This is a genomic window from Hahnella aquatica (SeqCode) (assembly GCF_965194505.1).
GTDB lineage: Bacteria > Pseudomonadota > Gammaproteobacteria > Burkholderiales > Burkholderiaceae_A > Hahnella > Hahnella aquatica.
In genome coordinates this window covers 975,642-997,248 of sequence record NZ_OZ239144.1, presented here as the reverse complement: position 1 = coordinate 997,248, position 21,607 = coordinate 975,642, and the positions used below count along the sequence as shown (strand labels likewise).

Here is a 21,607-nt window from a genome sequence, read left to right as displayed (position 1 = left end):
CTAGGCGGGCTCGTTGGGCCGCAACTGCTCTGCGAGCTGGTTCAGACGGTCTTTGAGGGCGAGCTTTCGCTTCTTGAGCCGGCGAATGGCCAGCTCATCGAGCACAGGGCCTTGCTCGAGGGTTTCGATGAGGTGGTCGAGTTCTCGATGCTCGCCCTCGAGTTCGAGCATCTGCATCTGGAGCGTACGAATGTCGGACAACGGCATGAACTATGACTTCGGCTGAGTAGCCACCCGCGCATTGCGAGCACGCTGGCGGGCATCGGCCTGCACCTGTCGAATCGACTCTCGCAAGGTCTCGGCGGCCAGATCGATGTCGCGGCTGGCCTTGGTCACCGCCTGGCGAAGGTCTTCCAGGCAGGATGCCGAGACAAACCGGGCCAGGCAGGCCTTTTCCTTGAGGTGTGCATCGGACATGAGGGTCTGATGGTCCTGCTCAAGAACGGCGATCGCTTGGCGCGCCCTCTCGATGGCGGCCTTCTCGTGGGGCTCGAGCTCGGCGGCCACGAGTGGCCCTGCCAAAAAGGCCAGAAAAAAGGGAATGGCGCAGGAAAGACGTCGCATGGCCGGATTATCGCACCTAGGCCAGGCGCGCGACGCTCTGACGACGCTCTGACTTGAAATAGTTGGCCGACTGCATGTCGATCAGCCGGCTGGCGGTGCGTTTGAACTCCTGGGCTAGGGTGCCCTGGGTGTAGAGGCTGTCGGGGGGCACCTCAGCGCTCAGCGCCAGGCGAACCCCATGGTCGTAGAGCACATCAACCAGCCATGTGAAGCGCCTGGCCTCTGAGGCCATGGAGACTGGCATCTTGGGCACGTCTGAGAGCAGGATGCTGTGAAATCGATCGGCCAGTGCCAGGTAGTCGTTCTGTGAACGCGGCCCCGCACAGAGGGTCTCAAAGCTAAACCAGGCCACCCCACCGGCCGTGCGAATGGTGGGAATTGGCCGGCTTTCAATGGTGAGCGTTTCACGCTCCTGAATGGGACCGTCGCACCAACGCCGGAACACCCCCGCCAGGCCGCGCTCGGCGGCTGCGCCCAGGGGCGTTCGATAGAGGCTTTCATCGAGGTCGGCTGGCGCCTCTTGCAGGCGGCGAAGGTCTTGGCCGGCGTCGAGGCTCACCACCTCGAGCTGTGCCTTGATGAGTTCGATGGCTGGCAGCAATTGCTCCCGCTGTAGGCCATCGGGATACAGGGTGTCGGGGTGATAGTTCGAGGTCATGACAAAGGCCACCCGCGCCCGAACCAGGGCGCCAAACAGCCGCTCTAGAATCATGGCGTCGGCGATGTCTGAGATGTGAAACTCATCGAAGCAAATGAGCCGGTATCGACGAGCGATGCGCTCGGCGACCTCCCCGAGCGGGTCTTCGACCATCTTCAGGTCGGCCATCTCCCGATGGGTGGCCCGCATGAACTCATGCAAATGAATTCGAAGTTTGCGCTCCAGTGGCACCATTCGAAAGAAGCAGTCCATGAGGAAGCTCTTTCCCACGCCCACACCCCCCCAGAGGTATACACCCCGGGGCAATGGCGGATGGATGAGCATCTTGGAGAGCCGGCCGCCCCGCCGCTGCTTGTAGTGCACCCATTCATCACAGCAACGGTCCAGCGCCCGAAGGCCTGGCGCCTGCTGGGCCAGGGGCTCGTAGCCCCTGCGCGCCACTTCAGCCAGGTAGAAGTCGGAGACCCTCACCGGAGGAGCCCCATGCAAACTCACATGTTCAGGGCGCGCTTGTCCGTTGCAAGGGCAGCCTCGCGCACAACCTCGGACAGCGATGGATGGGGATGACAGACCCTGGCGATGTCCTCGGCCGAGGCCTTGAACTCCATGGCCACGGTCGCCTCGGCGATGAGGTCTGAGGCCGCAGCGGAAATGATGTGCACCCCGAGGATCTCATCGGTCTGGGCATCGGCCAAGACCTTCACGAAGCCATCGGCTGCATCCATGCCCAGGGCACGGCCGTTGGCCGCGAAGGGAAAGCTCCCTGCCTTGTAGGCTCGGCCTGCGGCTTTCAAGGCCTGCTCGGTCTGGCCCACCCAGGCGATCTCGGGCGCGGTGTAGATCACCCAAGGAATGCAGTTGTAATCGATGTGGGTCTTCTGGCCTGCAATGCGCTCGGCCACCATCACGCCCTCGTCCTCGCCCTTGTGCGCGAGCATCGGGCCGCGCACGACATCGCCCACCGCCCAGACCCCGGGCACGCTCGTCTGGCAGTGGTCGTCCACGGGAATGAAGCCTCGGGCATCGACAGCCAGCCCCAGTTTCTCCAGGCCGAGGCCCTCGGTGTTGGGCTGGCGTCCCACGGACACAATCAGTCGATCGCACTCCAAGGTCTGTGCCTTGCCCTGGGCGTCGGTGTAAGGCACCTTCACGCCCTTCTTGGTTGCGTTGATCTCGCCGATGGAAACGCCCATATGAATGGTGAGGCCCTGCTTGGTGAAGAGCTTGAAGGCCTCCTTGCTGACAGCTTCATCGCAGGCGGCCAGAAACTGGGGTGCCGCCTCCAAGACCGTGACCTCTGCGCCCAGGCGGCGCCAGACGGAGCCCAGCTCTAGGCCAATCACACCCGCACCAATCACACCGAGTCGCTTCGGCGTCTCAGAAAACTGCAGTGCGCCCTCGTTGTCGCAGACGGTGACGTTGTCGACGGTCGCACCTGGCAGGTGCCGGGCCTTGGAGCCCGTGGCGATGATGAGGTTCTTGGCCAGCACGGTGTCGCCCTCGACGACCACCTGAATGCCATCGGCCGTCTTGTCCACAATGGTGGCGTGGCCCTTGAGCCACGTGATTTTGTTCTTGCGGAAAAGGAACTCGATGCCCTTGGTCATCTTGCTGACGATCTCGTCCTTGCGGGCGAGCATCTTGGGCACATTGATCTTGGGCGCGGCCACCTCAATGCCGTGCACATCCACATGGTGGGCCACCTGTTCAAAGGCCTCGCTCGAGGCGAGCAGCGCCTTTGAGGGGATGCAGCCCACATTGAGGCAGGTGCCGCCGAGCACGGGACCGTTGGGGCCAATCCACTTCTCGGCGCAGGCCGTCTTCAGGCCAAGTTGTGCTGCCCGAATGGCCGCAATGTATCCGGCTGGCCCGGCCCCAATGACCAGAACGTCGTAGACCTGTGACATGGCGTCTCCTTAAATTTCCAGCAACAGCCGTGAGGGGTCTTCGAGCGCCTCCTTCATGGTGACCAGGCCCAGCACCGCCTCTCGGCCATCGATGATGCGGTGGTCGTAAGACATCGCCAGGTAATTGATGGGCCGAACCACGACCTGGCCGTTCTCCACCACGGCACGATCCTTGGTGGCATGAATGCCCAGAATGGCCGACTGTGGCGGATTGATGATGGGCGTGGAGAGCATGGAGCCGAAGACGCCGCCATTGGAAATCGAGAAGGTGCCTCCCGTCAGTTCTTCGATGGTGAGCTTGCCGTCCTTGGCCTTGGCGCCGAAGTCTGCAATGGTCTTCTCAATCTCGGCAAAGGTGAGCTGGTCTGCGTTTCGAATGATGGGAACCACCAGGCCACGCGGCGAGCCAACAGCGATGCCGATGTCGAAGTAGCCGTGATAGACGATGTCGTTGCCATCCACCGAGGCATTGAGGATGGGGTACTTCTTGAGCGCCGCCACGGCCGCCTTCACAAAAAAGGACATGAAGCCCAGCTTCACGCCGTGTTCCTTCTCGAAGCGCTCCACATATTGTTTGCGCAGCGCCATGACGGGCGCCATGTTCACCTCGTTGAAGGTGGTGAGAATGGCATTGGTGGACTGCGACTGCACCAGTCGTTCGGCCACCCGAGCACGCAGGCGGCTCATGGGCACGCGCTGCTCAGGCCGCTCATTGAGCATGGCCTCCGGACCAAACTGCGGAATGACTGCCGGCAGAGCACTCACGCTTGTATTGGCCGCAGGGGCCGGCGCTGGGCTTGCGGCCCGGGCAGGTGCAGCCGAAGGGGCTGCAGCAGCTGCGAGCACGTCACCCTTGGTGATTCGGCCGTCCTTGCCAGAGCCACTCGAGAGGCTCACGCCGGTTTCGGCCATGAGCTTGGCGGCCGCTGGCATGGCCACGCCCGTCGACTTGGTGGATGCCGCCGGCGCTGCAGCCGGTGCCGCTGCAGCAGCGGGGGCTGCGGCCGGCGCGCTGGTGACCTGTGTGGCTGTCTTTGCGTCGGTATCGACCCGCGCGATCACCTCTCCAGAGACCACGGTGCCGCCGTCGCCCTTGAGCACCTCGGTGAGCACACCGGCCGCCGGGGCTGGCACCTCCAGCACCACCTTGTCGGTCTCGATCTCGATGAGAATCTCATCGGCCTTCACCGCCTCACCGGGCTTTTTCTTCCACTGCAACAACGTTGCCTCGGCAACGGATTCAGACAGCTGCGGGACCTTCACTTCTTGGATGGACATGTTCGACTCGTTTGAATGAGGAATGAATTGGGATCAGATGACCTGGGGGTTCTTGAGCCGCGCAAAGGCCGCCTCGAGCAGTTCCTTCTGGCGCATGTGATGCCGCTCCAGGTAGCCGGAGGCCGGTGAGGCCGACGCGGGCCGACCGGCGTAGCCAAGCTTCATGCCCTCGGCCAGGTGTTCGCGGAAGTTCTGCTGAATCTGGAACCAGAAGCCTTGGTTCTGGGGCTCGTCCTGCACCCAGACCACCTCGGTGGCATTCGGGTACTTCTTGACCTCGGCACCGAAGGCCTTGTGCGGGAAGGGGTAGACCTGCTCCAGACGCAGCACGGCGATATCGTCTCGGCTGCGCTCTCGGCGCTGCGAGACCAGGTCGTAATAGACCTTGCCACTGCAAATGAGAATGCGCTTGACCTTCTTCGGGTCAATTCCCGGCGCAGATTCGCCGATGACCGTCTGAAAGCCACCCTTGGTGAATTGCTCCAGCGGAGATGCTGCATCCTTGTTGCGCAGCAGAGACTTCGGCGTGAAGACGATGAGGGGCTTGCGGAACGGGCGGATCATCTGCCGGCGCAGCAGGTGGAATATTTGGGCCGCCGTGGTGGGCTGGACCAGCTGCATGTTGGTGTCGGCGCAGAGCTGCAGGAAGCGCTCCGGGCGGGCCGAGGAATGCTCCGGGCCCTGCCCCTCGTGTCCATGAGGCAGAAAGAGGACCAAGCCGCTCTGACGGCCCCACTTCACCTCACCCGATGAAATGAACTGGTCGATGACCACCTGGGCGCCGTTCACAAAGTCGCCGAACTGCCCTTCCCAGATGACCAGGGTGTCGGGTGATGCAGTGGAGTAGCCGTACTCAAAGCCCAGCACGGCCTCCTCCGAGAGCACCGAATCGATGACCGTGAAGTTGGCCTGGCCCGGTGCGATGTTCTCCAGCGGCACATAGATGCCGGTGTCGGAGCGCTCACGGTTCTGGTCGTGCAGCACCGAGTGCCGATGGGTGAAGGTGCCGCGGCCGCAGTCTTGGCCACTCAGCCGAATCGGAAAGCCACTGGCCACGAGGCTGGCAAAGGCCAGGTGCTCACCCATGCCCCAGTCGAGGTTCATCTCGCCCTTGCCCATGGCACGGCGGTCGTTGACCACCTTCTCCACCAGCGGATGCAGGGTGAAGCCATCGGGCACCGTCGTGATGCGTTCGGCCAGACGGGCGAGCTCTGCCTCTGGCAAGGCGGTGTCGGCCTCGTCTGTCCATTTCTTGTCGAGGTAGGCCGCCCAGTCGACAGCAAAGCGGCTCTTGTAGTTGGTGAGAACAGGCTCGCGGGTCTGGCGGCCCTCTTCCATGGCTGATCGGAAAGAAGCCACCATTTGATCGGCCTCGCCCTCTGAAAGCACACCTTGGGCGAGAAGCCGGTCTGCGTAAAGCTGACGAGTACCTGGATGCTGACCAATGCGCCGGTACATCATGGGCTGTGTCATGGCCGGTGTGTCCTGCTCGTTGTGGCCGAGCTTTCGGAAGCAGACAATGTCAATGACCACGTCCTTGCCGAAGGTGGAGCGATAGTCCATGGCCACCTTGGTTGCAAAGAGCACGGCCTCCGGGTCGTCGCCGTTCACGTGAAGCACGGGTGCCTCGATCATCTTGACGACATCCGAGCAGTACAGGGTGGAACGGGTGTCGCGCGGGTCGGAGGTGGTAAAGCCAATCTGGTTGTTGATCACGATGTGCACCGTGCCACCCGTGCTGTAGCCACGGGTCTGGGCCAGGTTCAAGGTCTCCATGACCACGCCCTGACCGGCAAAGGCAGCATCACCATGCACCAGCACGGGAAGAATCTTCTTGCCCTCGATGTCTCCACGGCGGTCTTGCCGGGCGCGCACCGAGCCCTCCACCACGGGATTGACGATCTCGAGGTGCGACGGGTTGAACGACAGCGACAGGTGCACGGGTCCGCCCGGTGTCGAGACATCGCTCGAAAAGCCCTGGTGGTATTTCACATCGCCAGCCGGAAGGTCGTCTGCGTGCTTGCCCTCGAACTCGGCAAAGAGGTCGGTGGGCATCTTGCCAAGGGTGTTGACCAGCACGTTCAGGCGGCCACGGTGGGCCATGCCAAGGACCACCTCTTCGACACCAGCCACACCGGCCAGTTGAATGAGCTCATCCATGCAAGCAATGAAGCTCTCACCGCCCTCGAGTGAGAAGCGCTTCTGGCCCACATACTTGGTGTGTAGGAAACGCTCCAGACCCTCGGCTGCCGTCACCTGCCAGAGGATGGCCTTTTTGCTCTCGGCGTTGAACTGGGGGTTGGTTCGGGTGGACTCCAAGCGCTCTTGAATCCAACGCTTCTCGGCTGGGTCCATCACATACATGAACTCGGCGCCCACCTTGCCGCAGTAAGTCTCTTTGAGCGCCTCGAGAATCTCCCGAAGCGTCATCTGTTCCTGACCAAAGTAGAGATTGTCGGCACGGAAGACCGTGTCGAGGTCGGCGTCGGTGAAGTCGTAGAAGGCGGGCTCGAGCTCCGGGATGCTGGGCCGCTCGCGCAGCTTGAGGGGGTCGAGGTCTGCCCATTGGTTGCCAAGGTTGCGATAGGCAGCAATCAGGGACTGGACATGCACCTGCTTTCGGGCCACGGAGAGATCACGCTCGGCAACCCTCGGCAAGAATTGGTTGGCCTTCGCCCGCTGGGCAAAGGAGGAGACCACAGGTGCGTGGGCGTGGTCTCGGCCCTCGAGGGAGCCATCGGCAGCCGGCACGTTCTGGAGTTGGTCGAAGTAACGACGCCAGTTGTCGGCGACGGAGCCCGGGTTGTCGAGGTAGGCCTCGTAGAGTTCCTCAACGTAGGGCGCGTTCCCACCAAAGAGGTAGGAATTGAGCTGCTGGCTCTTCATCATGCTGACTCACCTTTCTTGGCCGACGGCCTGAAACGATGCAGGGTTTCCCTTCCAACTTGCGGCTACACCGCGCCTTGGATGGCGCGATTATGCCCGACTCTTTCTGGGCTGAACAGTACGAGCCACCTCGCCGGTGTAGAGCTGACGCGGCCGACCAATCTTGTACTCGGGGTCGGTGATCATCTCCTTCCACTGGGCCACCCAGCCAATGGTGCGCGCCAGGGCAAAAATGCAGGTGAACATGGATGTCGGGATTCCAAGGGCCCGTTGAACGATGCCGGAGTAGAAGTCCACGTTCGGGTAGAGCTTGCGCTCCACGAAATACTTGTCCTCCAGAGCGATCTTTTCGAGCGCCATGGCGAGCTTGAAGATGGGGTCGTTCTCCAGGCCCAGTTCCGTGAGCACCTCTTTGCAGGTTTCTTGCATGAGCTTGGCCCGAGGGTCGAAGTTCTTGTATACGCGGTGGCCAAAGCCCATGAGGCGGGCCGAGGAGTTCTTGTCCTTGACGCGCTCCATGAACTCACCAACCTTGGCGAGGCCCCCTTCGGCCTGAATCTGCTCGAGCATTTCCAGGCAGGCCTGGTTGGCACCGCCATGCGCAGGGCCCCAGAGGCAGGCCACACCGGCTGCAATGGCCGAGAAGGGGCTGGTGCCCGAGGACCCGCAGAGCCGAACCGTCGAGGTGGACGCATTCTGCTCATGGTCTGCATGCAGCGTGAAGATGCGGTCCATGGCTCGCACGAGCACCGGATTGGGCTCGTAGTCCTCGCAGGGCGTGGCAAACATCATGTGCATGAAGTTGGCGGCATAGCCGAGCTTGTTCACAGGGTAGATGTAGGGCTGGCCGATCGAGTACTTGTAGGCCATGGCCACCATGGTGGGCATCTTTGCGATCAGTCGCACAAACGAGATGTCTTGCTGCTCGGGCGAGTTGATGTCGAGGCTGTCGGGGTAGAAGGCCGCCATGCCGCCCACAAGCCCCGTGAGGATGGCCATGGGGTGTGAGTCGCGACGAAAGCCGCGAATGGCGAACTGCATTTGCTCGTGCACCATGGTGTGATGGGCCACCAGGCTCTTGAATTCTTCGTGCTGGGAGGGTGTGGGCAGCTCGCCGTAGTACAGCAGGTAGCAGACCTCTAGGAAGTCGCAATGGACTGCAAGCTGCTCAATGGGGTAGCCACGGTAGAGCAGCTGCCCGGCGTCGCCGTCGATGTAGGTGATGGTGGAGTTACACGAGGCCGTCGAGAGAAATCCCGTGTCGTAGGTGAACTTGCCCGTGCTGGCGTAGAGCTTGCGAATGTCGATGACGTCTGGGCCAATGCTTCCCTTCATCACAGGGAAGTCGACGGAGGGCGTTCCGTCGCTAAATGAGAGTGTGGCTTTGTGTTCTGTGGTCATTCGACTGCTCCCTTCTTGGTTTTGAATACGGTGTGAACTAGACCTCGCGAAGCTTCATGAGGACGCCCGTCACCTCAGGCGTATTAAGGTGGTCTTCGGGCTCGCGGCGGGCGAGCAGGAGATCCATGAGGTCGTTGTCGGTGAGGTCGAGCAAGAGGGCCAGGCCATCGTGGTCCGCCTCTGTGAGTTGGGTCGACCACTTGGCAAAAAAGCGGTCGATGATGATGTCGTTCTCAAGCAACCCCCTGCGGGCCCGCCACCGCAGACGACGCACTTGATCCTCGGGGGCCAGCGCACTGTTGTGCGACTGGCTGAATGGATCTGCGAGCATGGATTGCCTACACGGCCCGTCGGACCATGAGCTCCTTGATCTTCCCGATGGCCTTGGTGGGGTTGAGCCCCTTCGGACAGACATCGACACAGTTCATGATGGTGTGACAACGGAACAGGCGATACGGATCTTCCAGGTTGTCCAGGCGCTCGCTGGTGGCCTGGTCGCGGCTGTCGGCAATGAACCGGTAGGCCTGCAGCAGACCCGCGGGGCCCACAAACTTGTCGGGATTCCACCAGAAGGACGGGCAGCTTGTGGAGCAGCATGCACACAGAATGCATTCGTAGAGGCCGTCGAGCTCCTCACGCTCCTCCGGCGACTGTAGCCGCTCCCGCTCGGGTGGCGGATTCTCGTTGATGAGGAAAGGCTTGATGGAGTGGTACTGCTTGAAGAACTGGGTCATGTCGACGATGAGGTCGCGCACCACGGGCAGGCCAGGCAGGGGCCTGAGCACCACGGGCTCCTTGAGTTCCCGCAGGTTCGTGATGCAGGCCAGGCCATTCTTGCCATTGATGTTCATGGCGTCGGAGCCGCAGACTCCCTCCCGACAAGAGCGCCGAAACGACAACGAATCGTCGTTGTCGCATTTGATGCGCATGAGGGCATCGAGCAGCATCTTGTCGGTGGCCTCCAGGGTCACCGTGAGGTCTTGCATGTAGGGCTTGGCGTCCTTGTCCGGGTCGTATCGGTAAATGGAAAACCGCATGGTTCGGCTCGTCATGTTCGTGTCCTTGAAGGCGTTCAATAGGTGCGTTTCTTGGGCTGGAAGGTCTCGACCGTGAGCGGCTTGAGATTGACCGGCTTGTAATCGAGCCGGTTGCCCTCGGAGAACCAGAGTGTGTGACGCATCCAGTCGGCATCGTTGCGCTCGGGGAAGTCGCGGTGGGCGTGGGCCCCCCTGCTTTCCTGGCGTGCCTCGGCCGAGACAATGGTGGCCTTGGCGGTCTCGATGAGATTGGCCAATTCCAGGGCCTCGATGCGGGCCGTGTTGAAGACCTTGGACTTGTCGTCGATCTGAACCGCCTGCGCCCGCGCGGCAATGTCCATGACCTTTTGCACGCCCTGGTTCAGCAGGTCGGCGGTTCGGAACACCCCGCAGTAGTTCTGCATGGTGTTGCGCAGGTCTTGGGCCACGTTCTGCACCCGCTCACCGCCCGTGGAGCCCTCGAGCTTGGCGAGGCGGGCGAGCGTGGGGTCGGCCCACTTGGAGGAGAAGGCCCGGTGCTCCTGCTGCTGCAGGTTCTGGCCCACGATGTGATTGCCCGCGGCCCGACCGAACACGACCAAGTCGAGCAGTGAGTTCGTGCCAAGCCGGTTCGCCCCGTGCACCGAGACGCAGGCGCATTCACCAATGGCGTAGAGCCCTGGAACGACTGTGTTCGGATTGCCATGCTTGGGCGTGACCACCTGCCCATAGACGTTCGTGGGAATGCCACCCATTTGGTAGTGGATGGTTGGCACCACAGGAATGGGCTCTTTAATGGGATCGACGTTGGCAAACTTCAGGGCGATCTCTCGAATCGAGGGAAGCTTCTTCAAGATCTTGTCGGCCCCGAGGTGATCGAGCTTCAAGAGCACGTGGTCCTTGTTGGGCCCGCAGCCCCGGCCCTCTTTGATTTCTTGGTCCATGGAGCGAGAGATGAAATCGCGCGGGGCCAAGTCTTTGAGGGTGGGCGCATAGCGTTCCATGAAGCGTTCGCCCTCGGAGTTGAGCAGGATGCCGCCCTCCCCGCGCACGCCTTCGGTGATGAGCACGCCGGCACCAGCCACGCCCGTGGGGTGGAACTGCCAGAACTCCATGTCTTCGAGCGGAATGCCGGCGCGGGCAGCCATGCCCATGCCATCGCCCGTGTTGATGAAGGCATTGGTGGAGGCAGCCCAGATGCGGCCCGCCCCACCGGTGGCGAAGATGGTCGTCTTGGCCTCCAGAATGAGCAGCTCGCCGGTTTCCATCTCGAGGGCCAACACCCCCACGCAGGCACCCTCGTCATCCATCAGGATGTCGAGCGCCATCCACTCCACAAAAAACTGGGTACGGGCGCGCACATTGCGCTGATACAAGGTGTGCAGCAGGGCGTGGCCCGTGCGGTCTGCGGCCGCGCAGGCGCGCTGCACGGGCTTTTCGCCGAGGTTGGCCGTGTGACCACCAAATGGCCGCTGGTAGATCGTGCCATCGGCGTTGCGATCAAAGGGCATGCCGAAATGCTCGAGCTCGTAGACTACATTGGACGCTTCCTTGCACATGAACTCGATGGCATCTTGGTCTCCGAGGTAGTCGGAGCCCTTGATGGTGTCGAACATGTGCCAGTACCAGTTGTCCTCGCTCATGTTGCCCAGAGATGCACCAATGCCCCCTTGGGCTGCCACGGTGTGCGAGCGGGTTGGGAAGACTTTCGAGAGCACGGCCACATTCAGGCCCGCCTCGGCCAGCTGCAGAGAGCACCGCATCCCAGAGCCACCGGCTCCGACAATCACTGCATCAAAACGGCGCCGCGCAACGGAACCGGCTTGGTTGGAAAGAAACGATGCCATCAGACCCTCCAGAGAACGTCAATGGCCCAGATGCTGCACCCCAGGAGCCAGACAATGGTGAAAACCTGCAAGGCCAGGCGGATTCCAACCGGCTTGACGTAATCCATCCAGATGTCACGCACACCAACCCAGGCGTGATAAACAAAGGCCAGAAAGCCCAGCAGGGTGAAGACTTTCATCCAGGTCTGGGCAAAGAGGCCGGACCAGCCGTAGTAGCCGGGCTCTGATGCCAAGAGTGCAGCCACGAGCAGCACAAGGCTGTAGCTCGCCAGAATGATGGCGGTGACCCGCTGCGAGAGCCAATCGCGCAGGCCGTAATGGGCGCCCACCACAATCCGCTTGCGGCCGATGTTTTCCGCGTTCATGTCACCGTTCATGAGAGCGCTCCGAAGATCGCCAGCCAGGCCACCAGCGAGACCAGCAGGCTTGCAGCCAGGAAGCTTTTGGCCATGAGGGGACTGGCCTCTTTGGTGATGCCGATGTGCATGTCGTTGACGAGGTGACGGATGCCACCCATGAAGTGGTGAATAAAGGCCCAGGCCAGACCACACAGAACCAACTTGGCCGGCACAGACTCGGTCACCTCGATCAGCTGGGCGTAGCTCAACTCCGAGGTGATGCTCATGTCGAACAGCCAGACGATGAGCGGCAGGGTTAGGAACATGCCGGCACCGCTGATGCGGTGCAATATAGACATGATTCCTGCGATGGGCAGACGGTACTGAAGAATCTGGCCCACGTGAATGTTGCGGTACTGCGGACGACGCCTTCGAGCGATCTCGGTCATGCGAAACCTCGATAGAATTTGAGTCCGGTGATTATAAGGTGCTGGTTTTGACATGGGCTAGGGGCAACCCTAAACTGCAATGACATTCAAATCTGGAATCACACCTTGACGCGTTTGCGTTGCACAAATTAGGAGTGTTTGTCTATGTCAAAAAAGCCCCCTGTTCGAGTTGCAGTCACCGGCGCAGCCGGTCAAATTGGCTACAGCCTGCTCTTCCGAATCGCCAGCGGTGCCATGCTGGGCCCAGACCAGCCTGTCATCCTCCAGCTCCTCGAAATTCCAGATGAAAAGGCGCAAAAAGCCCTCTCCGGCGTCATGATGGAGCTGGACGACTGTGCATTCCCACTCTTGGCCGGCATGACCGCCCACCAAGATCCCAACACCGCATTCAAGGATGCCGACGCGGCCCTGCTCGTCGGTGCCCGCCCCCGTGGCCCGGGCATGGAGCGCAAGGATCTGCTCTCGGCCAATGCTCAAATCTTCACAGCCCAGGGCAAGGCGCTCAATGCTGTGGCCAGCCGGTCGGTGCGCGTCCTGGTGGTGGGCAACCCCGCCAACACCAATGCCTACATCGCCATGAAGTCGGCGCCAGACCTGCCCCAGAAGAATTTCACGGCCATGCTGCGGCTCGACCACAACCGTGCGGCCTCACAACTGGCCACGAAAACGGGCAAGAGCGTGGCCTCGCTCGAGAAGCTCTGTGTCTGGGGGAACCACTCCCCCACCATGTACCCGGACTACCGCTTTGCCAGCATCGACGGCCGGCCGGTGAAGGCGCTCATCAATGACGACGCCTGGAACCGCGACACCTTCTTGCCCACCGTGGGCAAGCGTGGTGCGGCCATCATCGAGGCCCGGGGCTTGTCTTCGGCCGCCTCGGCCGCCAACGCAGCCATCGACCACATGCGCGACTGGGTGCTTGGCACCAACGGGCGCTGGGTCACCATGGGCATTCCGTCCGATGGCAGCTACGACATTCCGAAGGATGTGATCTACGGCTACCCCGTGACCTGCCAGAACGGCGAGTACACGATTGTTCAGGGCCTCGAGATCGATGCATTCTCGCGTGAGCGCATGAATCACACGCTCAACGAGCTGCTCGAGGAGCAAGACGGCGTCAAGCACCTCCTGGGCTGAGTTCACCGTGTCCTCCCGTCATCCCGAGGAGGTCTTGTTGTCAACCGGGGCAGGTGAAGGCCACCTGCCCTGCGCCTGCGAGCATTACGCGGGCGATACAAAGAAGTTGGAAAAGACGCTGGCCCACCGGTTTTCGGGCCCGTTTTCCTACGACATCACCATCGACTTCGAAGACGGCGCGCCCGTGGGCCAGGAGGCCGAGGCGGCACAGGCCCTGGTTGCATGCCTTGCAGCCAGCCTGAAGGAATGGCCTGCCGCCTCTTCGCAGCACCCAGGCGTGGGCTTTCGCGTTCACCCACCGGATCACCCCAGCTTTCAAGACGACCTGCGCCTGCTTGCGCAAGCGCTTGCGCTGGATCTCGCCTACCTCACCATTCCAAAGGTCGGTGATCTGGCCAGCGCCAAGGCGGCCATTGCACAGCTGGCGCAGACCTTTTCCGCCGAAAAACGCAGGCCACCGAAGGTGCAGTTCTTCGTCGAGACCCACGAGGCCCTGCGAGATGTGTTCGACATTGCGGCCCTGCCAGAGGTCTGCCACCTCACCTTTGGACAGATGGATTTCACGAGTGCCCACCGAGGTGCCATTCCCGCAGAGGCCATGGCGAGCCCTGGACAATTCGAACACCCTTTGCTGCGCAGGGCCAAGCTCGAGATGGTGGCCGCATGCCATGCGGCCGGCAAGACGCCCGTTCACAACCCCACCCTCCACTACAACGATGCCGCCCAGACCCTGGCCGATGCCCGCATGGCCAAATGGTTCGGCTTTGCGCGCATGATGAGCATTCATCCGGCTCAGATCGGGCCCGTGCTCGAGGGCTTTGCCCCGGCCGCGCCCGATGTGGAGGAGGCCTCAGCCATCCTGTTAAAGGCCCATGCCGCAGACTGGGGCCCCATTGCCCATGAGGGCAAGCTCCACGACCGCGCCAGTTACCGATATTTTTGGGATGTCCTCAAGGCTGCACGGGCAGCCGACTGCCCCATTCCCACACAGGCCCAGCACACGTTTTTCTAACCGAATTCAATCGCAATCCAAGGAGCAACACCATGTCTCACAACCTCTTCAACAGCCTTCAGTCATACAAGACCGCCAGTGGCGTGACGCGGCAGTTCTATGCCCTGCCGGCGCTCGAACAGGCTGGCCTGGCCAAGGTGTCTCGCCTGCCGGTGTCCATTCGCATCGTGCTCGAGTCGGTGCTGCGCAACTGCGATGGCAAGAAGGTGACCGAGGCCCACATTCGGGAGCTTGCGGGCTGGAAGCCCAATGACAACCGCACCGACGAGATTCCATTCGTGCTGGCCCGCGTGGTCCTCCAAGACTTCACCGGCGTGCCCCTGCTGGCAGACCTCGCCGCCATGCGCAATGTGGCCGACAAGCTCGGCAAGAACCCCAAGCGCATCGAGCCCCTGGTGCCGGTCGACCTGGTCGTCGACCACTCCGTGATGATCGACCACTTTGGCAGCAGCGATGCCCTTGACCTCAACATGAAGCTCGAGTTCCAGCGCAACGAGGAGCGCTACCAGTTCATGAAGTGGGGCATGCAGGCCTTCGACACCTTCAAGGTGGTGCCCCCTGGCATTGGCATCGTGCACCAGGTCAACCTCGAGTACCTCGCCCGCGGTGTGCACACCAAGAACGGCATCAGCTACCCCGACACCCTGGTGGGAACGGACAGCCACACCACCATGATCAATGGCATTGGTGTGGTGGGCTGGGGCGTGGGCGGCATTGAGGCCGAGGCGGCCATGCTCGGCCAGCCCTTGTACTTCCTCACCCCCGATGTCGTTGGTGTGAACCTCACGGGCAAGCTGCCCGAGGGCACCACGGCCACCGACCTTGTGCTCACCATCACCGAGATGCTGCGCAAGGAGAAGGTGGTTGGGAAGTTTGTCGAGTTCTTTGGCGAGGGCACCGAGACCCTGGCCCTGCCCGACCGCGCCACGATTGCCAACATGGCCCCGGAGTATGGCGCCACCATGGGCCTCTTCCCGGTCGATGCGGTGACCGTGGACTTCATGAAGGCCACCGGCCGCACCCAAGAAGAGGTCGAAGCCTTCGAGGCCTACTTCAAGGCCCAGGGCCTCTTCGGCATTCCGCGCCAAGGCGAGATCGACTACACCAAGGTGGTCAGCCTGGATCTCGGCAGCATCAAGCCCTCGTTGGCGGGCCCCAAGCGTCCCCAAGACCGCATCGAACTGGCCAGCATGAAGAAGACCTTTTCAGACCTCTTCTCCAAGCCCGTGGCCGAGAATGGTTTTGCCAAGCCCGCAGCCGAGCTCTCCAAGCGCGTTCCCGCCGGTGAGACCGACCTGGGCCATGGCGATGTCTTGATTGCCGCCATCACCTCCTGCACGAACACCTCCAACCCCGGCGTGCTGCTCGCGGCGGGCCTTGTGGCCAAGAAGGCGGTGGAGGCCGGGCTGACGACCAACCCGCGGGTGAAGACTTCGCTTGCGCCCGGCAGCCGTGTGGTGACCGACTACCTCACCAAGGCAGGCCTTCTGCCCTACCTGGAGAAGTTGGGCTTCCATGTGGCGGCCTACGGCTGCACCACCTGCATTGGCAACGCCGGGGACCTCCCCCAGGCCTTCAATGAATCGATTGTCTCCAACGACCTGGTCTGCGCGGCCGTGCTCTCCGGCAACCGAAACTTCGAGGCTCGCATCCACCCGAACCTGCGGGCCAACTTCCTGGCCTCGCCGCCGCTGGTGGTGGCCTATGCCATTGCCGGCACGGTGCAGAAGGATCTCCAGACCGAGCCACTGGGCCAGGGCAAGAACGGGCCGGTGTATCTGAAAGACATCTGGCCCACGAGCCAAGAGGTTGCTGCCGTCATGGGCTATGCCCGCGACCCGAAGACCTTCCAGACCCTCTATGGCGATCTCACCAAAGACCACCACCTTTGGAACAACATCAAGGGCACCACGGGCCAGGTCTACGACTGGCCCACGTCTACCTACATTGCCAAGCCGCCCTTCTTCGATGGCTTCTCGATGACGCCCTCGGCCACCACGAGCATCAAGGGCGCTCGCGCACTGGCCATTCTTGGGGATTCCGTCACCACCGACCACATCTCGCCAGCGGGCTCTATTAAGGAGGCCTCACCGGGCGGGCAGTACTTGGTCGAGAACAAGGTGAGCAAGGCCGACTTCAACAGCTATGGCTCTCGCCGCGGCAACCACGAGGTGATGATGCGTGGCACCTTTGCCAACGTGCGCATCAAGAACCTCATGCTGCCCCCAAAGGCCGACGGCAGCCGCGAGGAAGGTGGCCTCACCATCAGGCAGCCCTCCGGCGAGCGCGCCTTCATTTATTACGCAGCCATGGCCTACCAAAAGAGTGGCACGCCCACGGTGGTGATCGGTGGCGAGGAATACGGCACGGGCTCTTCCCGCGACTGGGCTGCCAAAGGCACCCAGCTGCTGGGTGTGCGGGCCGTGATTGCGCGCTCCTACGAGCGGATCCACCGCTCCAACCTGGTGGGCATGGGCGTGCTCCCCCTGCAGTTCAAGGCGGGCGAGTCGGCCCAGACACTGGGCTTGGATGGCACCGAGGTCTTTGACATTGAGGTGCCCACGAGCCTTGCGCCTCAGCAAGACCTTCAGGTGGTCGTCACCCGCAAGGACGGCAGCAAGCAGACCATCACCACCCTGTGCCGGATCGACACCCCCATCGAGGTCGATTACTACCAGCATGGCGGTATCCTTCCGTATGTTCTTCGTGAATTGATGGCGGCCTGATGAAAACCTCCCCCTCCTCTCGTCGCGGTCGCGCCTCTCGCGAGGCCGATCGCCTGGTTGAACTGGCCGAAGGCCTTGCGCACTCAGGCAGCCGGGCGGAGGATCATTTCTGGGAATCACGGCTCGACACCGAGATCGACGCGCTGCTCAGCGGGGCCGATGAGGCTTCGCTCAACACGGCGCTCGATCGCCTTGCAGACCGGGAGTCTCGGGCTTACGAGGAACTGGCCGATGCCATTGAAGGCCGGGTGGAGCACACCCTGGTCAAGGCCTCCGATGGCACGCGAGATGTTCTGCTCTTTGCCGCGCCTGTGCTGGCCTGGTCTCGCATGCCCCTGCCCACCCGGGCCCTGGGCACCACCACCCTGCAGCTCCTGCGCAAGCACCTGCAGGAGCATGTCTTCTCCGAGCAGGCCGATGTGGCACTGGCCGACTACTTCTTCTCGCCCGACCAACTCCCCGAGAGCTTTGGCGAGACCGCCGAGATGCGACAGGCACTCACCACCCACCTGACCGATGGCCGCCTGCCGGTGGACACCGGCTCATTGAACGAGACCGCCCAGTTCCTGGCCGACCAGCGCTACTTGATCGGTGTGGTCTCCGCACCCCAGGGTGAGGCCCTCTTTCGTTGGCAGGAAGGCATGCTTACACGCGATGAGGTGCTGGCCGCCTGGCGAACGGCCTCGCAAGAGGCCTTCACCACCCTGCTGCCGGCGTGCGGCTTTGAGCCGATGCTGCCGCGTGCTTATTACGTGGCCTGCCGAGATGCCGACCGATCGGCGCGTCCGTTCTCCATCACGGCGTCCGTGGCGTTTTTGTCGACCACGCTCAATGTGCCCCCCACCCACCTTGAGGCCGTGATTGCAGGCTGCTACAACCGCACCCTCGAGGAGTACCGCATCGGATTTCAAGTCACCGACGATGAGGCCGTGATCCACGGGATTGTTTGGCCGCTGTTGGGCGCTGAGGACGAGATGAGCGATGTGGTGGAGGAGATTGAGGCCACCTTGCGCGAGTCAGGCATTCAGAAGATTGAAGTGCTGCGACAGCGCATGCCCATGGAGTACTGCGAAGACTGCGGCGCCCCCATGTACCCCAACGCCGATGGCGAACTGGTGCATGCCGAGCTGCCAGAGACCGACGAGCCCGCCGCCCAGCATTTGCACTGAGCGGCGACCTTACAGCACTGAGCGGCGACCTTACAGGCACGTTTACTCCGCTAGAAGCGATACTGCAGGGACGCTTCGAGAGATCGACCGTCAGCGGGGGCAACGCTGCCATACTGCGCAAATTCGTAATACTTTTTATCCGTGAGGTTTCGTACCCACACGCTCACTCGGATCCCCGAGTACATGTCATCGAACCAGCCAAGATCGTAGACAGTTCGGCCTGGAATTTTCGGATATGCGTGTGAGTCGTCGGTGCTCTGGTACATCGGAGCCCGAAAATGAGCCTGAAACGAGACCCGGCCAAAGTTTCCTTTTTGCATCAGACCCACCTTGAACACTCGCGAGGGAGTCATCGGTAACTGACGGCCAGCATTGGAACCAGTCTCAATGGCCGCGTTGATGAAGTCAGCCGAGGCATCTAGGTATCCACCAGTCCATGGAGAGCGCTGGTGGCGCAGCGTTAGAACAGTCCGAAGCGTGTCGTAAAGATTATCATTGCAATCGTCTAAGCCATCGCAGTCGAGCTTGAAACCAATCTCATCACTCACAACGATGCGTCTCGCGGAAATCTCAGACATCGATGTCTCCGTCCGGCGGACCCATCCCAACTGTGCCTCGCGCGAGGTCATCGGCTCCACACCAGGGTAAATATTCTGTGGCGCGTAAGGTGACGCGCTTGAAAACGTATAAAGCTGATCTGCATTCGGAAACGCGAAAGAGGTCTGTAGCCCACCTCGAAGTACACCGCCAATAAATGGCTGGCGGAATGAAAGAGACCAACTGCTCAGCCGTTCTCTTGAGGCCTGGGTACCTGCCCCAGCAGAGGGTGAGAACTCATTGACCATCTCTTGCGACCTGATGCCAGCCATTACCTTTGTATTCGCAAATGCCTGCTCAGTGCTGACATAGACTGCCGTGGATTTCTGATCGACCCTGTTACGGTTCAGCCTATTTGATTGTGACTGGGCTTCAAACACCTCTGCGCCCAAGAGTGATGTGTTGCCTTTAACCTGGCGGGCAAAATCCGCAAACAACGTGTTTCTCTTCGTCTCGTAGACGTTCGAGGAGTAAATGTCGATTGATCTTCGATCGATATCCTCCGATGCAAACCTGAGACTGGAAGACCAACTCTCACCATAGGCAGTCTCAAGACTGAGAACACCAGTTCTGGTCTGTCGCGAGGAGCTTGTTCGGTAACTTCCAGGATTTCGTGAATCCGTTTGAAACGTTGATGCGGAGATCGATTGAGGAAGCCGAGCATTTTCATCAGAGCCTCTCATCGAGACCCCCAACACACCGAGTTGGGTTGGGGCGCTGAAGCGCGCGGAGATTCCGGTTTGTGCCTGTGAGGAATCTCTTCGAAAGCCATCCTGGATTGAACGGCTGATGTCTATTTGGGTGGAACCCTCGCCCATCTCTCGAGAGATGGAGCCGTTAAAGCTCTTTAATCCGAAGCTGCCAATCTTGGCCTCCGCCACCGCGGCGTTGTCCGCTTTTGGTTTTGTAATGATGTTTACCACGCCACCCAGTGCTCGATCACCAAATAGCACGCCACCCCCAGCCCGTCGAACCTCAAGGCGCTCGATCGAACTGAGCGGCACTGATCCAAAGATGACCGTACCATCGTCGATGTCATTCAATCGAACACCATCAACCATGATGAGCGTTCTGTGGTGAGAGCTCCCGCCGAGATAGCCCACATCAACGGCCGCATCGAGCCCCATACGGCCATACTGACGAGCCACGTTTAGACCAGGCAGACGGTCTAGCAGCTCGATGATGTTGGCCGCACCGCTTTCGTCAATTTCTTGCCGCTCTATGACATCAACCAGTACAGTCGCTTGGCCCTGCGGTTCCTCAATCTTGCTGGCCGTCACCACCACTGGATCCAACGTCTGAATGCTCTGCGCGTGCGCGCAACCAAAGGCTGTTGCCATGGCAATAGCCAACGCCGTGCGTGTTGTCTTCACAGAAAACCCTTCCCGGCCGCCCCAACCCCGAAGCGACAGACAATGTCCACGTCTGCGGCCGGTATCCAGGCTCACGTGCTGGGGTGCCGAGGCACCCGCTTCCTGCTCCCCCTTCCCAAGGCAACTGCCTCAGTGGGTCAGGCCGGTGGAGGCCGGCCTGCTGGAACAAGACACGCACGCTGACTGTTTCGGGGGAAGCGCTGGATTCACACCAGCTTCCCGTTTAACCCGTGTTAAGCGGGCACCATCAGACGGTGTCTAAATAGTTAGACACGCCGAGTGTAGAACGCCTGAGTGGAGATTTCAAACTAGAGAGGAAGAAGTTGGTCGGGGCGAGATGATTCGAACATCCGACCCCTTGCACCCCATGCAAGTGCGCTACCAGGCTGCGCTACGCCCCGACCGAAGCGGTGAAGTATACCGGATCAGGCCGCTGGTTTTCGCTTCTTGGGGGCGGACCGAAGCAAGGCAAGAATGCCCTCGAGCTCCGACCGAACTGCGGGCGACATGGCCACGGGCGCAGACGCAGGTGCGGTAGCAGCCGCCGCGCTGGCCTTAGGGCTGCGGGCTGCAGCTGGAAGCGGAGGCGCATCCACCTCGATGTCAGGCGAGGCATCGGGCACAGCCCTGCCGCGCACTCCGGTGAGCCGCGAGCGGGCGCCCGAGATGGTGAACCCCTCGTCGTAGAGGAGCGACCGAATCTTGCGAATCAGCAGCACCTCGTGGTGCTGGTAGTAGCGGCGGTTGCCCCGACGCTTGACCGGCCGCAGCTGGGCAAACTCCTGCTCCCAGTAGCGCAACACATGGGGCTTGACCTGGCAGAGCTCGCTCACCTCACCAATGGTGAAGTAGCGCTTGACCGGAATGACGGGCAGCGCCTCTGTGGCACCGGCCGCACGTGGCTCACTGGTCGTCATCGAGATCACTCAGCGGCAGGTCTGGGTTCTGAACGTGCGCCTTGAGCTTCTGGCTGGCGTGGAAGGTGACCACGCGGCGGGCTGAAATGGGGATGGGCTCCCCAGTTTTGGGGTTGCGCCCGGGGCGCTCGGGCTTGTCCCGAAGCTGGAAGTTTCCAAATCCGGAGAGCTTCACGCTCTCGCCCTGCTCGAGCTGGGTGCGGATCTCATCGAAAAAGGCCTCCACGACCTCCTTGGCCTCGCGCTTGTTCAGGCCCACACGCTCGTAGAGCATGTCGGCAAGCTCGGCCTTGGTGAGGGTGTCTGACGCGGCAGGCACGATTCGGTCTGCT

At 61.5% G+C, this 21,607-nt stretch carries 19 protein-coding genes, 1 tRNA gene and 1 riboswitch; of the genes, 4 read left to right on the top strand and 16 right to left on the bottom strand.

Annotated features, from left to right (window positions below; all coding sequences use genetic code 11):
* From AC8GDA_RS05160 to sdhC, 12 genes are all read right to left on the bottom strand, one after another.
* On the bottom strand, window positions 1–201 hold the full coding sequence (locus AC8GDA_RS05160; RefSeq protein WP_506555475.1) for a YdcH family protein: 201 nt from the start codon (window positions 199–201) through the stop codon (window positions 1–3).
* 9 nt (window positions 202–210) lie between these two features.
* Complete coding sequence (locus tag AC8GDA_RS05155; RefSeq protein ID WP_506555474.1) at window positions 211–564, bottom strand: hypothetical protein; 354 nt, start codon at window positions 562–564, stop codon at window positions 211–213.
* 16 nt (window positions 565–580) lie between these two features.
* Complete coding sequence (gene zapE / locus AC8GDA_RS05150; protein ID WP_506555473.1) at window positions 581–1,693, bottom strand: cell division protein ZapE; 1,113 nt, start codon at window positions 1,691–1,693, stop codon at window positions 581–583.
* Between the two features lie 20 nt (window positions 1,694–1,713).
* Window positions 1,714–3,129, bottom strand: a complete 1,416-nt coding sequence (lpdA, locus tag AC8GDA_RS05145) for a dihydrolipoyl dehydrogenase (protein WP_506555472.1) — start codon at window positions 3,127–3,129, stop codon at window positions 1,714–1,716.
* A gap of 9 nt (window positions 3,130–3,138) precedes the next feature.
* Window positions 3,139–4,407, bottom strand: a complete 1,269-nt coding sequence (gene odhB / locus AC8GDA_RS05140) for a 2-oxoglutarate dehydrogenase complex dihydrolipoyllysine-residue succinyltransferase (protein WP_506555471.1) — start codon at window positions 4,405–4,407, stop codon at window positions 3,139–3,141.
* Between the two features lie 33 nt (window positions 4,408–4,440).
* Window positions 4,441–7,296: a 2-oxoglutarate dehydrogenase E1 component gene (locus tag AC8GDA_RS05135; protein WP_506555470.1), complete on the bottom strand. Its 2,856-nt coding sequence runs from the start codon at window positions 7,294–7,296 to the stop codon at window positions 4,441–4,443.
* Between the two features lie 87 nt (window positions 7,297–7,383).
* Window positions 7,384–8,694, bottom strand: coding sequence for a citrate synthase (gltA, locus tag AC8GDA_RS05130; RefSeq protein ID WP_506555469.1), 1,311 nt, complete (start codon window positions 8,692–8,694; stop codon window positions 7,384–7,386).
* A 37-nt stretch (window positions 8,695–8,731) separates the two neighbouring features.
* Window positions 8,732–9,025, bottom strand: a complete 294-nt coding sequence (locus AC8GDA_RS05125) for a succinate dehydrogenase assembly factor 2 (protein WP_506555468.1) — start codon at window positions 9,023–9,025, stop codon at window positions 8,732–8,734.
* Between the two features lie 7 nt (window positions 9,026–9,032).
* A complete protein-coding gene (locus AC8GDA_RS05120) occupies window positions 9,033–9,746 on the bottom strand; it encodes a succinate dehydrogenase iron-sulfur subunit (protein WP_506555467.1) in 714 nt (237 codons plus the stop codon).
* Between the two features lie 20 nt (window positions 9,747–9,766).
* Entirely contained in the window at window positions 9,767–11,557 is a 1,791-nt protein-coding gene (sdhA, locus tag AC8GDA_RS05115) for a succinate dehydrogenase flavoprotein subunit (RefSeq protein ID WP_506555466.1), read from the bottom strand.
* Window positions 11,557–11,922: a succinate dehydrogenase, hydrophobic membrane anchor protein gene (gene sdhD, locus AC8GDA_RS05110; RefSeq protein ID WP_506555465.1), complete on the bottom strand. Its 366-nt coding sequence runs from the start codon at window positions 11,920–11,922 to the stop codon at window positions 11,557–11,559. Before sdhD ends, sdhA begins: the two co-directional genes overlap by 1 nt.
* 8 nt (window positions 11,923–11,930) lie before the next feature.
* A complete protein-coding gene (gene sdhC / locus AC8GDA_RS05105; protein ID WP_506555464.1) occupies window positions 11,931–12,344 on the bottom strand; it encodes a succinate dehydrogenase, cytochrome b556 subunit in 414 nt (137 codons plus the stop codon).
* 144 nt (window positions 12,345–12,488) lie between these two features.
* Here sdhC and AC8GDA_RS05100 point away from each other — a divergent pair, with 144 nt between their 5' ends.
* From AC8GDA_RS05100 to AC8GDA_RS05085, 4 genes are read left to right on the top strand one after another with little or no spacing between them, the layout of a single operon-like run.
* Window positions 12,489–13,481, top strand: a complete 993-nt coding sequence (locus AC8GDA_RS05100) for a malate dehydrogenase (protein ID WP_506555463.1) — start codon at window positions 12,489–12,491, stop codon at window positions 13,479–13,481.
* Window positions 13,482–13,488: 7 nt separating this feature from the next.
* Window positions 13,489–14,493 (top strand): HpcH/HpaI aldolase/citrate lyase family protein, encoded by a 1,005-nt coding sequence (locus AC8GDA_RS05095; RefSeq protein WP_506555462.1) that lies wholly within the window; start codon window positions 13,489–13,491, stop codon window positions 14,491–14,493.
* 32 nt (window positions 14,494–14,525) lie between these two features.
* Window positions 14,526–17,219 (top strand): aconitate hydratase AcnA, encoded by a 2,694-nt coding sequence (gene acnA / locus AC8GDA_RS05090; protein WP_506555461.1) that lies wholly within the window; start codon window positions 14,526–14,528, stop codon window positions 17,217–17,219.
* A complete protein-coding gene (locus AC8GDA_RS05085) occupies window positions 17,219–18,388 on the top strand; it encodes a DUF2863 family protein (protein WP_506555460.1) in 1,170 nt (389 codons plus the stop codon). The genes acnA and AC8GDA_RS05085 overlap by 1 nt, the downstream gene beginning before the upstream one ends.
* A gap of 50 nt (window positions 18,389–18,438) precedes the next feature.
* Here AC8GDA_RS05085 and AC8GDA_RS05080 read toward each other — a convergent pair whose 3' ends face one another.
* The 4 genes from AC8GDA_RS05080 to AC8GDA_RS05065 all read right to left on the bottom strand — a co-directional run bounded on the left by AC8GDA_RS05080 (window position 18,439) and on the right by AC8GDA_RS05065 (window position 21,549).
* Window positions 18,439–20,358, bottom strand: coding sequence for a TonB-dependent receptor plug domain-containing protein (locus tag AC8GDA_RS05080; RefSeq protein WP_506555459.1), 1,920 nt, complete (start codon window positions 20,356–20,358; stop codon window positions 18,439–18,441).
* A 39-nt stretch (window positions 20,359–20,397) separates the two neighbouring features.
* A riboswitch (cobalamin riboswitch) is annotated at window positions 20,398–20,623 on the bottom strand.
* Between the two features lie 59 nt (window positions 20,624–20,682).
* Window positions 20,683–20,759: transfer RNA gene (locus AC8GDA_RS05075), tRNA-Pro, on the bottom strand.
* Window positions 20,760–20,783: 24 nt separating this feature from the next.
* Complete coding sequence (locus AC8GDA_RS05070) at window positions 20,784–21,275, bottom strand: MerR family transcriptional regulator (protein ID WP_506555458.1); 492 nt, start codon at window positions 21,273–21,275, stop codon at window positions 20,784–20,786.
* Window positions 21,262–21,549, bottom strand: coding sequence for an integration host factor subunit alpha (locus AC8GDA_RS05065; RefSeq protein WP_506557199.1), 288 nt, complete (start codon window positions 21,547–21,549; stop codon window positions 21,262–21,264). The genes AC8GDA_RS05070 and AC8GDA_RS05065 overlap by 14 nt, the downstream gene beginning before the upstream one ends.
* Between the last annotated feature and the right edge of the window lie 58 nt (window positions 21,550–21,607).

Excerpts from the sequence above, each read along its gene's own strand:
- AC8GDA_RS05125 (WP_506555468.1), bottom strand. The coding sequence starts at position 9,025 with ATGCTCGCAGATCCATTCAGCCAGTCGCACAACAGTGCGCTGGCCCCC.
- AC8GDA_RS05065 (WP_506557199.1), bottom strand. The coding sequence starts at position 21,549 with ATGCTCTACGAGCGTGTGGGCCTGAACAAGCGCGAGGCCAAGGAGGTC.
- sdhC (WP_506555464.1), bottom strand. The coding sequence starts at position 12,344 with ATGACCGAGATCGCTCGAAGGCGTCGTCCGCAGTACCGCAACATTCAC.
- sdhD (WP_506555465.1), bottom strand. The coding sequence starts at position 11,922 with ATGAACGCGGAAAACATCGGCCGCAAGCGGATTGTGGTGGGCGCCCAT.
- AC8GDA_RS05070 (WP_506555458.1), bottom strand. The coding sequence starts at position 21,275 with ATGACGACCAGTGAGCCACGTGCGGCCGGTGCCACAGAGGCGCTGCCC.
- AC8GDA_RS05135 (WP_506555470.1), bottom strand. The coding sequence starts at position 7,296 with ATGATGAAGAGCCAGCAGCTCAATTCCTACCTCTTTGGTGGGAACGCG.
- AC8GDA_RS05085 (WP_506555460.1), top strand. The coding sequence starts at position 17,219 with ATGAAAACCTCCCCCTCCTCTCGTCGCGGTCGCGCCTCTCGCGAGGCC.
- odhB (WP_506555471.1), bottom strand. The coding sequence starts at position 4,407 with ATGTCCATCCAAGAAGTGAAGGTCCCGCAGCTGTCTGAATCCGTTGCC.
- AC8GDA_RS05100 (WP_506555463.1), top strand. The coding sequence starts at position 12,489 with ATGTCAAAAAAGCCCCCTGTTCGAGTTGCAGTCACCGGCGCAGCCGGT.
- lpdA (WP_506555472.1), bottom strand. The coding sequence starts at position 3,129 with ATGTCACAGGTCTACGACGTTCTGGTCATTGGGGCCGGGCCAGCCGGA.
- AC8GDA_RS05155 (WP_506555474.1), bottom strand. The coding sequence starts at position 564 with ATGCGACGTCTTTCCTGCGCCATTCCCTTTTTTCTGGCCTTTTTGGCA.
- sdhA (WP_506555466.1), bottom strand. The coding sequence starts at position 11,557 with ATGGCATCGTTTCTTTCCAACCAAGCCGGTTCCGTTGCGCGGCGCCGT.
- acnA (WP_506555461.1), top strand. The coding sequence starts at position 14,526 with ATGTCTCACAACCTCTTCAACAGCCTTCAGTCATACAAGACCGCCAGT.
- gltA (WP_506555469.1), bottom strand. The coding sequence starts at position 8,694 with ATGACCACAGAACACAAAGCCACACTCTCATTTAGCGACGGAACGCCC.
- AC8GDA_RS05120 (WP_506555467.1), bottom strand. The coding sequence starts at position 9,746 with ATGACGAGCCGAACCATGCGGTTTTCCATTTACCGATACGACCCGGAC.